Genomic DNA, 13,055 nt, shown 5'->3' with positions numbered 1-13,055 from the left:
TAGATTCCTAGATTCCTAGATTCCTAGATTCCTAGATTCTATTGATACATAGGGCCAAAACCCATACTCCAGAGGATAACGCTCGATGCCATCAAGGCGACCAGCAGTACCAGGCCAGCAGTGACCACTGAGCTGGCATAGATGAAGCCTTTTTCTTCAGGAATATTCATGATAATAGGGACACCGGTATAGAGCAGATAAACTGAGTAGGCGAGTCCGAAGAAGCCGACGACCATCACAAACCAAATAGCGGGATACAATGCGGCGAGCCCCACCATAAATAATGGGGTTGCCGTGTAAGATGCGAGTTCCAGTGCTTGAGTATAGCTAGGATCTGCATCGAACGTCTTTGCCATCCAAAAAGCCAGATAAGCGAGTGCAAACACACCGGCAATGAGTCCAAAATACATGCCTCCGGACATCAATAGTGCACTTTCTTGTGTTAGAAAGAGTCGATCGCCAACACCTAAGTCCCATCCCAGTTCAGTAGCTGCGATGAAGGTACAGATCACTGGAATGAGTGCAATGAGCAATATGTGGCTCAGACTGCTCTTGAGTGCTTCATGATTCTGCTCAATTGTGTGCCATTCTTCTTTTGGATGTGTGTAGAGTCCCATTAAGTGATTCAATATCATTATAATTATCCTTGTTTAGCTTTAACTTTTGCTCGCCAAACTTCAGACGAGCCTACATGCCTATTGGTCTAATTCCCAAAGACCTTACGGCTCACGATACCCAATGCCAATCAATGCTCTCACTAATGTCTAGCTCATATTTCCAATAATTGCATGGTGTAAGTTTATTTATTGAACAAAACAGGCTCTTAGTCAAGCTGAACTTACCTCATTTGTTAATTATTTGTTTCTAAGTTTGTATTCCTGTTTGTTTGATCGAGTTCAAACTTCTGGATTAATAATTCAGGATAAGAAATAACGATTAAATTGATCCCTCTGCCTACCCGAGTCGATGCTAGAATAATGCACCCATAAAGATGACATTTATTTACTTCGAGAACAGAGTCCATGCAGCAATTGTTAGCCCCGATCCATGATTTTTTAGGATGTGAAACACCAGATGCCTGGATTGAAGTGGCTAAAAAGCCGGAAAGTCTACCTGAGTTACTTATCGATCACTGTAACTGTGAATTAAAAGCGGCGCAGACGGCCATGTTTCTTATTCGGAAATATGCAATCGATAAAGACAGTGGCAAATTGTTACTTCAATGGGCAAAACCCTATGAAGAATTTATCTATCAAAAAGACAGAGACATAGACGCCTTTTTATCTCGTGACAGTAAAAAAAATGATTTTTCCGGGGAGCTAGTCGCTAAACCCGGCTTCGATCATGGCTCCGAACTGATAAGTAAGATGGTTCGTCTTATCAAAGAGGAGTTTCATCATTTCGAGCAGGTGTTAGAGATTATGCAAGCACGAAATATCCCTTACCAGAACATGACAGCGGGTCGTTATGCCAAAGGCATGATGAAGCAAGTCAGGACACATGAGCCAGCAGCCTTAGTCGATAAGCTCATCATAGGCGCCTTTATTGAGGCTAGATCCTGTGAGCGCTTCGCAAAACTGGCGCCCTTTTTAGACGATGAACTCAACCGGTTCTATGTTTCTCTGTTACGCTCAGAAGCGAGACATTATCAAGATTACCTGGTGCTAGCGGAACTGATTCAGGCCAATGCTATGACTAAGAAGAGTGTGCCTGTGAGTGAGCGAATAGCCGTTATCCGCCAGACTGAAGCTGAGCTAATTTTATCTGTCGATCCTGAGTTTAAATTTCACTCTGGCGCACCAGTGACCTAATACCTTTTGAATCTGTTTCGAACTATTGGGGGCGGTTTTTGTAGGGGAGAGAGCCAGTAAAGACTTAACGAAGTCATTACTGGGCTTGAAAGGGCAGGCTGGTTAAGGCTAGATTATCTTTCGACACGCTAAGCACGCTGCCTTGTTCGTACCAGTCACCGACCACAATTCGAAGATTCTCAATTCCAGCCTGATTTTTACCTAAATAATGAATATCGGGTCTATGGGTATGGCCATGGATCATCTGTGTTGCGCCGCAACTATTCATTAGTTGAGTAACGGCATCTTTCTCTACATCCATGATGGTGTAGCTTTTATTCATATTACTCGCCTGACTCTTTGCACGTATCTTGGTTGCAATATTTTGGCGAGTGCGCTTAGGAAGGCGTGAATAGATCCACTTAACCACTGAGTTATTTCTGAAGCGTCTGAATCTTTGGTAGCCCTTATCGAGTGTGCATAGGCTATCGCCATGAAGGAGCACAGTAGCAATGCCATATAGATTAAGGCTATGGAGTTCTGGCAATAAGGTTATGCCAGATCGTGTTGCAAATTGATTACCAATCAGAAAATCTCGATTTCCATGGATATAATAGATAGGCAGGTTTTGTGAGATGCCATGGAGTTTATCGGCTAACTCATTAGCGAAGGGCTCGGCAATATCATCGCCTGTCCAGACTTCAAATAGGTCGCCAAGTATATAGAGCGCTTCGGCATCATCGAGTTGGGTATCGAGAAACTGATTGAAGGCGAGTGTAATATCAGGGCGATCTGCAGATAGATGCAGATCGCCTATAAAAAGTGTGCGCATTAAGCTGATTTATTCGGCAATGGTCACTTTCTCGATAATTACAGCTTCTAGAGGCACATCTTGATGCATGCCCTTGTTACCTGTGTTTACCGCTTTAATCTTGTTGACCACGTCCATGCCGGCACTGATCTTGGCAAATACGCAGTAACCCCAGCCCTGTGCTGTCTCTGATTTGAAATCCAGGAAGGTATTGTCATTGATGTTGATGAAGAACTGAGCCGTTGCCGAATGGGGATCCGATGTTCTGGCCATAGCCACAGTGCCTATCACGTTCGACAAACCATTGTTTGCTTCGTTCTGGATGGTTTCACCGCAAGGCTTCTGCTCCATATCTTCAGTGAAGCCACCACCTTGAACCATGAAACCATCGATAACGCGGTGGAATACCGTACCGTCATAGAAGCCATCTTTAGCATACTTGATAAAGTTTTCGGCAGTTAACTGTGCTTTTTCTGTCTCTAGTTCCAGGGTGATTTCACCATGGTTGGTATGAAGAGTGATCATGATTTGATTCTCACTAAATTTAGCAATAAGAAATTGTGGCAGGATTCTATCGTAATTGCCATTTCGCATAAAGAGCTAGTCGCTAATTTGCTTAAGAGAATAAAAATTTGATTGTCAGAGCGTGTGAGGATAAAACTCGTCCATATACTTGATAAAAAGCCGGGTTTCATGGTGAGAGTCACGTAAAACTGATGGAAGCAACATGGGGGCGATGTTAAACTGTCTAGCTAATTTTTATTGTTTTTTCGTTGAAGAGAGTAGCGATGTTGAAGTTATACAATAGTCTGACCCGCCAAAAAGAGGAATTCAAACCATTACAGCCAGGAAAAATTGGCATGTATGTGTGTGGGATCACCATCTATGACTTATGTCATATCGGTCACGGTCGAACTTTTGTCTCTTTCGATATGATTGTCAGGTATCTGAGATACTCAGGCTATGAGGTGAATTTTCAGCGAAACATTACCGATGTAGATGACAAGATCATCAAGCGCGCGGCTGAGAATAACGAAAGTTGTGAATCTTTGACTGAGCGTTTAATTGGTGAAATGCATCGTGATTTCGATGCGTTAAACATGAAACGCCCAGATTTTGAGCCTAGAGCCACACTACATATGCCTGAAATTATCGATATGGTTGAAAAACTTATCGAGAAGGAACATGCTTATGTATCCGATAATGGCGATGTGCTCTTTAGCGTGTCATCTTTCCCTGAATATGGCCGCCTGTCGGGGCAAAATATTGAGCAGTTGCAAGCCGGTGCTCGCGTCGAAGTCGAAGACACTAAACGCGATCCTATGGATTTTGTGTTGTGGAAGATGTCTAAACCCGGAGAACCGACCTGGGAATCTCCTTGGGGGGCCGGTCGTCCAGGATGGCATATAGAATGTTCGGCAATGAACAGTAAGCACTTAGGTCAACACTTCGATATCCATGGTGGTGGTTCAGATCTTCAGTTTCCACACCATGAGAATGAAATTGCTCAATCTTGCTGTGCCCATGACACACCTTATGTGAATTACTGGATGCACACTGGCATGGTAATGATCGACAAGGAGAAGATGTCTAAGTCATTGAACAACTTCTTCACCATACGTGATGTGCTTAAGCACTATGATGCTGCGACGATTCGCTACTTCCTGTTATCGGGTCATTACCGTAGCCAGCTTAATTATTCGGAAGATAACCTCAAGCAAGCTAAATCTGCACTCGAGCGTTTGTATACTTCACTTAAAGGTTTAGATCTTAGCGTTGAGCCTGCAGATGCCTCCGAATTTGTCGCTAAGTTTAAGGCAGCGATGGATGACGATTTTAATACGCCTGAAGCTTATTCGGTGCTGTTTGAGATGGTGCGTGAGATTAACCGTCTCAAAGGCAGTGACATCGCACAAGCGTCGGCATTGGGGGTTAAGTTAAAAGAGCTGGCCGAGGTATTAGGTCTACTGGAACAAGATGTCGATACCTTCTTCAAGGGGGAGGGCAGTGATGATGAAGTGGCTCAAATAGAGGCCTTGATCGTCGAGCGTAATCGCGCCAGAGCCGAGAAAGATTGGCCTGCTGCCGATGTGGCTCGTGATGGTTTAAATGCTTTAGGCGTTATCTTAGAAGATGGCCCTAGTGGCACCACCTGGCGTAAGAAGTGAAATTACTCTTTCCCATTAAAAAGCCTGCAGATGCAGGCTTTTTTGTGTCTGGAACACTTATGCCACGCCCCATGGATGGAAAGGTGTGGTATTTATGTCTGGAACATTTATGAAGATTTACCAAGGACGGGTATAAACCTTCGCTGTGCCTGGCCATAAATGTTCCATTCATTTATTGGCATTTCCGCTATCCGTGGCAGTCAGAACATTTATGCTTTTTAGAACCTAGAACCTAGAACCTAGAACCTAGAACCTAATAATATCCAAGCCTATAATCTATCTAGACTTTATCGTGATAAGTCTCGGCGGCATATAAAGTGTTCTCCAGCAGGCTGGCTATGGTCATTGGACCGACGCCACCGGGAACCGGGGTGATGAAAGCGGCATTTTCCGCCGCAACGTCATATTGAACATCACCCACTAAGCTGCCATCTTCAAGACGGTTAATCCCCACATCGATAACCAAGGCGCCGGGCTTGATCCAATCTCCAGGAATAAACCCCGGCTTGCCTACTGCGACCACAACCAGATCCGCTTGTCTGACTTTTTGTTCAAGATTGCGGGTGAATCTATGACAGGTGGTGGTAGTACAACCCGCGAGTAACAATTCAAGTGTCATAGGGCGACCCACTATGTTCGAGGCTCCCACTACGATAGCGTCTAAACCGAAGGTATCAACGCCAGTAGACTTAATCAGTGTCATGATCCCCATAGGTGTACATGAACGCAATACCGGAATGCGCTGAGCCAGACGGCCAACGTTATAGGGATGGAAACCATCAACATCTTTATCGGGTCTGATACGCTCGATGACCTTCGACTCTTCGATATGCTTAGGCAGAGGCAGTTGCACTAATATACCATCGATAGATGAATCGTTATTACACTCATCAATTAGCGCCAACAACTCCTCTTCAGACGTGCTGCTGTCTAAGTCATATGAGCGGGAAAGAAATCCGACCTCTTCGCAGGCGCGTCTCTTGCTGCCAACATAAACTTGAGACGCTGGATCTGCGCCGACTAAGATCACCGCTAAACCTGGAGCTCTCTGTCCTGCCTCTTTACGGGCGGTTACTTTTTCTTTTAGCTGTGTTCGAATGGATTGAGCGATCGCTTTGCCATCGATTCTTTGAGCTGTCATTGGGGTTGGATATCCTTTAATGGAGCGCGATAATGAAAACGGCGCCATTTTAACAGGACAAGGCTTGAGTGTCATTTATTAAGCTGTACAACAATCAGTTCTAAAATACGGATAATTTGAGTGGTTTTAGACCCGATAGTTTGTAAAGTAACCAAGCTCACTTTCTTTATAAAAAAACCGTTGACGCATGTCAGGCTAGGGGCTAAGATGCGCTCCGTTCTCAACGAGAAGCTAGATTGTTCTCGAGGTTAGCAGAAGATTGAATGTTTCTCCCAATTATAAACATTCTTTAAAATTTTCAAATGATAGACCTTCGGTGATTAGCGCAGCCGCTTTAGCATCCTTGTTTAGGATAAGAAGTGGAACAGAGGAACTCTGGTGTTGATTGCAGATAAAGTAAAAGTTGATTTTCGGTGATTAGCGCAGCCCGGTAGCGCATCTGGTTTGGGACCAGAGGGTCAGAGGTTCGAATCCTCTATCACCGACCAAATTTATTAAAGTAGGTTGTTAACCTTCTTGCTTTAAGGTCGAATAGGAACAGAGGCTAAGAGCTTCGAATCCTCACTCTTTATGAAAGAGAGTGGCCGACCAATTATATATTTATCTGAACACCAAGCAGATAAATGAAAGATACGTCTTTCAACGCTTATTCAGGATGTGAGAATTATCACTTTCGAAGCGCCCGTAGCTCAGTTGGATAGAGCACCCGCCTTCTAAGCGGGTGGCCGCAGGTTCGAATCCTGCCGGGCGCACCATATCAGTGGTGATTGTAGCTCAGTTGGTAGAGCCCCGGATTGTGATTCCGGTTGTCGTGGGTTCGAGCCCCATCAGTCACCCCATTTCTTTCAGAAGAAAGTAGAAAAGCGACCTTAGGTCGCTTTTTTTACGCCTGTAATTCGTGTTTTAAGGTCGACTCTGGGATAAAGCGTGGCTATAATGTCGCGTCTTGATAATTCTCAACTATGAGTGATTAGAGCCGGAATTCAGTTGTGATGGGCTTTCTAGTCAAATTTTAAGATCAAGAAACGAATACTTTAATAGTTGATCATTCGACTATTACAAAGGATGTAAGACTTATTTCGAGGTAAAACAATGCAAGTTTCTGTTGAAACAACTCAAGGCCTAGAGCGTCGCCTAACTATTTCTGTTCCTGCTGAGCAGATTGAAAAAACCGTTAATGAAGCATTAAAGAGCGAAGCAAAGCGTGCTCGTCTTCCTGGTTTCCGTCCAGGTAAGGTGCCAGTTAGTGTCATTAACAAGCGTTATGGCAAGGCTATCCGTCAAGATATCACCGGTGAAGTGATGCAGCGTAATTTCGTTGAAGCTATTGTTGCTGAGAAATTAAACCCAGCTGGCGCACCGACTTTCATACCTGGTGAGTCAGATACCGATAACTTCCAGTTTGTAGCGACTTTCGAGATCTACCCAGAAGTAGAACTAAAGGGTCTTGATGCAATCGTAGTTGAGCAACCAACTGCTGAAGTCACAGATACTGATGTTGACGCTATGATTGAAACATTGCGTAAGCAACACGCTACTTTTGAAGCTGTAGAGCGTGAAGCTGCTGATGGCGACAAGGCGATGATCAACTTCGTGGGTTCAGTTGACGGTGAAGAGTTTGAAGGCGGTAAAGCCGAAAACTTCGAACTACAACTTGGTAGCGGCCGCATGATCCCTGGCTTCGAGTCTGGTGTTGAAGGTCATAAAGCGGGTGAAGAGTTCGATATCGATGTCACTTTCCCTGAAGATTACCATGCTGAAAACTTGAAAGGTAAAGTTGCTAAGTTCATTATCACATTGAACGAAGTTCAAGCGGCTAACCTTCCTGAAGTTAACGATGAGTTTGCTAAGCTATTCGGTGTGACCGAAGGTGGTCTGGAAGCGCTTAAAGCTGAGATCAGCAAGAACATGGGTCGTGAACTTGAGCAAGCACTTAAAGCCAGTGTTAAAGAGCAAGTACTTAAAGGTCTACTTGAGCAGAATGAAATCGGCCTGCCTAAGTCGCTTATCGATGGCGAAGTTGAAGTATTGCGTAAGCAAGCGATGCAGCGTTTCGGTGATCAAGCTGCTAACATGCCTGAGCTACCTGCAGACCTATTCACTGAGCAAGCAGAACGTCGCGTAAAAGTTGGCTTACTACTTGGTGAAGTGATCAAGACTAACGAGCTTAAAGCTGAAGACGAACGTGTTCAGGCGCTTATTGCTTCTATGGCTTCAGCTTACGAAGATCCAAGTGAAGTTGTTGAATATTACAAGGCTAATCAAGAGATGATGCAGAACATGCGTAATGTCGCTCTTGAAGAGCAAGCGGTTGAAGCTTTGTTAAAAACTGCCAAAGTGACTGAAAAAGCAGTTAACTTTGAAGAATTTATGAACAAGGCTACACAACAAGGCTAAGCTTAGCTTGACTTAAATGGTGATTAACCATTTATAATGGCTCGTATGAGGTTCCTCATGCGAGCCGTTTTTATTTAGGGATTATAAATAATGCAAAATGCACCAGAATCAGTATTAAATGCACTAGTGCCTATGGTAGTTGAACAAACTGCCAAGGGTGAACGCTCGTACGATATCTATTCTCGCCTATTAAAAGAGCGTATCATCTTCCTGGTTGGTCCAGTTGAAGAGCATATGGCTAATCTTGTCGTCGCACAATTACTGTTTTTGGAGTCAGAGAGCCCTGATAAGGATATTTTCCTGTATATTAACTCTCCAGGCGGCTCTGTTACTGCCGGAATGGCGATCTACGATACTATGCAATTCATCAAGCCGGATGTCAGTACAGTCTGTATTGGACAAGCTGCTAGCATGGGGGCGTTTCTTCTTGCTGGGGGCGCTGCAGGTAAGCGTCATTGTTTGCCAAACTCCAGAGTGATGATCCATCAGCCATTGGGTGGCTTTCAGGGGCAAGCCTCTGATATCGCCATTCATGCTCAGGAGATATTGGGCATTAAGGATAAGTTAAACCAGATGCTGGCTGAGCACACGGGCCAACCACTGGAAGTGATTGAACGTGATACGGATCGTGATAACTTCATGAGTGCCAATCAAGCGGCAGAATATGGAATCGTCGATTCAGTGATGAGTAAACAGGGCTGATTTTTGTCTTTGGCTGAGCTATGCTGAGTAGTAAGGCGATAAGTAGATTTAAGTAGTGCAGACTGCGCAAGAGGTAGTGTAATGAGCGACAACAAAAGTACCGGTGACAGTGGGAAACTACTGTACTGCTCTTTTTGTGGAAAGAGTCAACATGAGGTTCGTAAACTCATCGCTGGCCCTTCAGTATATGTTTGTGATGAGTGTGTTGAGCTCTGCAACGATATTATTAGGGAAGAGATCAAAGAGATTTCACCGAAGCAAGATCAGGACAAATTACCGACACCACATGAGTTAAGAGCTCATCTGGATGATTATGTGATTGGGCAAGATAAGGCGAAGAAGGTCCTGTCTGTCGCGGTATATAACCACTATAAGCGATTAAAAAATTCGAGTCCTAAAGATGGTGTCGAACTCGGCAAGAGTAATATCTTGCTGATTGGCCCAACGGGTAGCGGTAAGACATTACTCGCCGAGACATTTGCGCGTTTTCTGGATGTGCCATTTACCATGGCCGATGCAACCACATTAACCGAGGCTGGTTATGTAGGTGAAGATGTCGAGAATATCATTCAGAAGCTGCTACAAAAATGTGATTACGACGTCGAGAAGGCGCAGCGCGGTATTGTCTACATCGATGAGATAGATAAGATCAGTCGTAAGTCTGATAACCCATCGATCACTCGCGATGTGTCCGGTGAAGGTGTTCAACAGGCACTGCTCAAGCTGATAGAAGGCACCGTTGCTTCTGTACCACCTCAGGGAGGACGTAAGCATCCTCAGCAAGAATTCTTACAGGTCGACACCTCTAAGATTCTGTTCATTTGTGGTGGCGCCTTTTCTGGTCTCGAGAAAGTTATCGAGCAGCGTAGCCATAAAGGCAGTGGTATTGGCTTTGGCGCTCAAATTAAGGGCGAAGATGATAAAGCCACTATCTCTGAGATCCTGATGCAGGTTGAGCCGGAAGATCTGGTCAAATATGGTCTGATCCCTGAGTTTATCGGCCGTCTTCCTGTTCTGTCGACATTGGCAGAGCTCGATGAAGAGGCCTTGGTGCAAATTTTGTCTGAACCTAAGAACGCCTTGACTAAACAGTTTGCAGCACTGTTTGAGATGGAAGGCGTAGAGCTTGAGTTCAGAGCTGATGCACTCAAAGCCATTGCAGCTAAGGCGATGACCCGTAAGACTGGTGCTCGTGGATTACGCTCAATCGTTGAAGGTATCTTACTCGATATCATGTATGACCTACCTTCCTCAGATGATGTTGCTAAAGTTGTGATAGATGAATCTGTCGTTAAAGGTGAATCTAGCCCTATACTCATCTATGAGAATAGTGAGCCTAAGGCTGCAGGCGCAGAGTAAGTTTCTCAGAAACAGACTCATCAGAATTGAAAGGGAGCCCATATGGCTCCTTTTTTATTCGCTCAGTTTATATATTTGTTGTTAGCCATTGAAACCAATCAATTCATCCCAATATAATCATTAGTATTATCATCAAACGGAATCGAGCTATGACACAAGAGAGTGAAGCGCGAATCGAACTACCCGTACTACCACTAAGAGATGTGGTGGTTTATCCCCATATGGTAATTCCGTTATTCGTAGGACGGGAAAAATCTATTCGTTGCCTGGAATCGGCGATGGAGCAAAACAAACAAATTATTCTGGTTGCCCAGCGCGATGCTGAGCTCGATGACCCAAGCATTGATGACATTTTTGAAGTGGGTACAGTCGCTTCAATTTTACAGTTGTTGAAGTTACCCGATGGCACAGTAAAAGTACTGGTTGAAGGTGGTAAGCGCGCGCGCATCGAGAAATATTCAGACGAGGAATCTTTCTTTGTCGCCACGGCTCAATACCTGGAATCTGAGCCAATGGTTGAGAAAGAGGAAGAGGTGTTGGTTCGTTCTGCCGTTGGCCAGTTTGAGGGCTACATCAAGCTGAATAAGAAGATCCCACCTGAGGTGTTAACGTCACTGTCGGGGATCGAAGAAGCCGCACGTCTTGCCGATACCATGGCGGCCCATATGCCACTTAAGCTCGAAGATAAGCAATCTGTGCTTGAGATGGTCGATGTTGCCGAACGTCTCGAGTATTTGATGGCCATGATGGAGTCCGAAATTGATCTGTTACAGGTTGAGAAGCGGATCCGTTCTCGAGTCAAGAAGCAGATGGAGAAGAGTCAGCGCGAGTATTACCTCAACGAGCAGATGAAGGCGATTCAAAAAGAGTTGGGGGACATCGATGAGTCTCACGATGAATTTGAAACCTTAGCCAAGAAGATTGAAGAAGCTAAGATGCCGGAGGAAGCCAAAGAGAAGGCGATCGCTGAGCTCAATAAATTGAAGATGATGTCGCCCATGTCGGCTGAAGCTACGGTTGTTCGTAGCTATGTCGATTGGATGATCTCGGTTCCTTGGCGTCAACGTTCTAAAATTAAACGTGACTTGGCCAAGGCACAAGATGTGTTAGACGCTGATCATTTTGGTTTGGAAAAAGTCAAAGAACGCATTTTAGAGTACTTGGCGGTTCAGAGCCGAGTCAAGCAGCTTAAAGGTCCAATTCTTTGTTTAGTGGGACCTCCAGGCGTGGGTAAAACCTCATTAGGACAGTCGATTGCTAGGGCAACCGGGCGCAAGTATATTCGTGTCGCCTTGGGTGGCGTACGTGATGAGGCCGAGATCCGCGGTCATCGTCGTACTTATATTGGCTCTATGCCGGGCAAAGTCATCCAGAAAATGTCTAAAGTAGGGGTTAAAAATCCGCTGTTCCTGCTCGATGAGATAGATAAGATGAGCAGCGATATGCGTGGCGATCCAGCGTCGGCTCTGTTAGAGGTGCTAGATCCTGAGCAGAATTCGACCTTTAGTGATCACTATTTAGAAGTGGATTACGATCTGTCCGATGTGATGTTCGTTGCGACCTCGAATTCGATGAATATCCCTGGCCCACTACTTGACCGTATGGAAGTCATTCGTCTATCGGGTTACACCGAAGATGAGAAACTTAATATTGCTAAGCAACACTTGTTGCCTAAGCAAATCGAACGTAACGGCCTCAAAATCAAAGAAGTGACAGTTCATGATAGTGCCATCATAGGTATCATTCGTTATTACACACGTGAAGCGGGTGTGAGATCGCTTGAACGTGAACTATCAAAAATCTGTCGTAAAGTGGTTAAGCGTATCTTGCTCGACAAGACGCTTAAGCATGTTGACGTGGATCAGGATAACCTAAAATCATTTTTGGGTGTGCAGCGTTGTGACTATGGTAAAGCAGAGTCCAATAACCAGATCGGTCAAGTGACTGGGTTGGCATGGACTGAAGTCGGTGGTGATTTGCTCACTATTGAGGCCACCTCGGTACCGGGTAAAGGTAAGCTAAGTTACACAGGCTCACTCGGTGATGTTATGCAGGAGTCAATTCAGGCTGCGATGACAGTGGTCAGAGCTCGTGCAGAACAGTTAGGCATCAATCCTGATTTCTATGAGAAACGTGATATCCATGTTCATGTGCCAGAAGGGGCAACACCGAAAGATGGGCCTTCTGCTGGTGCGGCTATGTGTACCGCATTGGTTTCTAGCCTAACGGGGAACCCTGTACGTGCCGATGTCGCCATGACAGGTGAAATCACCCTACGTGGTGAGGTATTGCCTATCGGTGGATTGAAGGAAAAGTTGCTTGCTGCCCACCGAGGTGGAACTAAAGTCGTGTTGATTCCAAAGGAAAATGAACGAGATTTGGAAGAGATCCCTGCAAACGTAGTCGCCGACTTGAAAATTTATCCGGTGCGCTGGATCGATGAAGTGTTAAAATTGGCGCTAGAGCGACCAATTGAAGGCTTCGAAGTCGTTAAAAACACGGGTTAACGCAAAAATTGCCCCTTTGTAGTAAAAAAATTGCAAAAAGGGGCTTTTTAAACTCGCTAGCTGTGGTAGCCTAGGTTGGTGGATAGCCCATTCTTCTCAAGCCCTTATGGCTACTGGTTTTGAGCTATTTCCAATTATATTTATCTTGCTTTTCCTACTGAGCTTGAGTTTTAAATTCAA

10 protein-coding genes and 3 tRNA genes are annotated in these 13,055 nt (G+C 44.9%); 9 read left to right on the top strand and 4 right to left on the bottom strand.

Features of this window, described 5'->3' with window-relative positions; translation table 11 throughout:
- Positions 1–38: 38 nt before the first annotated feature.
- Positions 39–635 (bottom strand): Yip1 family protein, encoded by a 597-nt coding sequence (locus FM037_RS19075; RefSeq protein ID WP_144047285.1) that lies wholly within the window; start codon positions 633–635, stop codon positions 39–41.
- Positions 636–1,022: 387 nt separating this feature from the next.
- Here FM037_RS19075 and miaE point away from each other — a divergent pair, with 387 nt between their 5' ends.
- On the top strand, positions 1,023–1,811 hold the full coding sequence (miaE, locus tag FM037_RS19070) for a tRNA isopentenyl-2-thiomethyl-A-37 hydroxylase MiaE (protein WP_144047284.1): 789 nt from the start codon (positions 1,023–1,025) through the stop codon (positions 1,809–1,811).
- A gap of 76 nt (positions 1,812–1,887) precedes the next feature.
- Here miaE and FM037_RS19065 read toward each other — a convergent pair whose 3' ends face one another.
- Complete coding sequence (locus FM037_RS19065; protein ID WP_144047283.1) at positions 1,888–2,622, bottom strand: UDP-2,3-diacylglucosamine diphosphatase; 735 nt, start codon at positions 2,620–2,622, stop codon at positions 1,888–1,890.
- Between the two features lie 9 nt (positions 2,623–2,631).
- Complete coding sequence (locus FM037_RS19060; RefSeq protein ID WP_144047282.1) at positions 2,632–3,126, bottom strand: peptidylprolyl isomerase; 495 nt, start codon at positions 3,124–3,126, stop codon at positions 2,632–2,634.
- A gap of 263 nt (positions 3,127–3,389) precedes the next feature.
- Here FM037_RS19060 and cysS point away from each other — a divergent pair, with 263 nt between their 5' ends.
- A complete protein-coding gene (gene cysS, locus FM037_RS19055) occupies positions 3,390–4,769 on the top strand; it encodes a cysteine--tRNA ligase (RefSeq protein ID WP_144047281.1) in 1,380 nt (459 codons plus the stop codon).
- Positions 4,770–5,049: 280 nt separating this feature from the next.
- Here the strand turns inward: cysS and folD are convergent, their stop codons facing one another.
- Positions 5,050–5,910 (bottom strand): bifunctional methylenetetrahydrofolate dehydrogenase/methenyltetrahydrofolate cyclohydrolase FolD, encoded by an 861-nt coding sequence (gene folD / locus FM037_RS19050; protein ID WP_144047280.1) that lies wholly within the window; start codon positions 5,908–5,910, stop codon positions 5,050–5,052.
- A gap of 411 nt (positions 5,911–6,321) precedes the next feature.
- Between folD and FM037_RS19045 the strand changes: the two genes are divergently transcribed.
- From FM037_RS19045 to lon, 7 genes are all read left to right on the top strand, one after another.
- Positions 6,322–6,398: transfer RNA gene (locus FM037_RS19045), tRNA-Pro, on the top strand.
- Between the two features lie 190 nt (positions 6,399–6,588).
- A tRNA-Arg gene (locus tag FM037_RS19040) sits at positions 6,589–6,665 on the top strand.
- An 8-nt stretch (positions 6,666–6,673) separates the two neighbouring features.
- Positions 6,674–6,749: transfer RNA gene (locus tag FM037_RS19035), tRNA-His, on the top strand.
- A gap of 253 nt (positions 6,750–7,002) precedes the next feature.
- Positions 7,003–8,307: a trigger factor gene (gene tig, locus FM037_RS19030; protein WP_144047279.1), complete on the top strand. Its 1,305-nt coding sequence runs from the start codon at positions 7,003–7,005 to the stop codon at positions 8,305–8,307.
- Between the two features lie 90 nt (positions 8,308–8,397).
- Positions 8,398–9,009 carry an ATP-dependent Clp endopeptidase proteolytic subunit ClpP gene (clpP, locus tag FM037_RS19025; protein ID WP_144047278.1) on the top strand — a complete coding sequence of 204 codons (612 nt, stop codon included), beginning with the start codon at positions 8,398–8,400 and terminating at the stop codon, positions 9,007–9,009.
- Positions 9,010–9,090: 81 nt separating this feature from the next.
- Positions 9,091–10,368, top strand: a complete 1,278-nt coding sequence (gene clpX / locus FM037_RS19020; protein ID WP_144047277.1) for an ATP-dependent protease ATP-binding subunit ClpX — start codon at positions 9,091–9,093, stop codon at positions 10,366–10,368.
- Between the two features lie 149 nt (positions 10,369–10,517).
- Positions 10,518–12,875: an endopeptidase La gene (gene lon, locus FM037_RS19015; protein WP_144047276.1), complete on the top strand. Its 2,358-nt coding sequence runs from the start codon at positions 10,518–10,520 to the stop codon at positions 12,873–12,875.
- Positions 12,876–13,055 lie beyond the last annotated feature (180 nt).

Origin of the sequence: Shewanella psychropiezotolerans (assembly GCF_007197555.1) — a bacterium.
Lineage (GTDB): Bacteria > Pseudomonadota > Gammaproteobacteria > Enterobacterales > Shewanellaceae > Shewanella > Shewanella psychropiezotolerans.
This window is presented reverse-complemented; position numbering and strand designations above follow the sequence as displayed.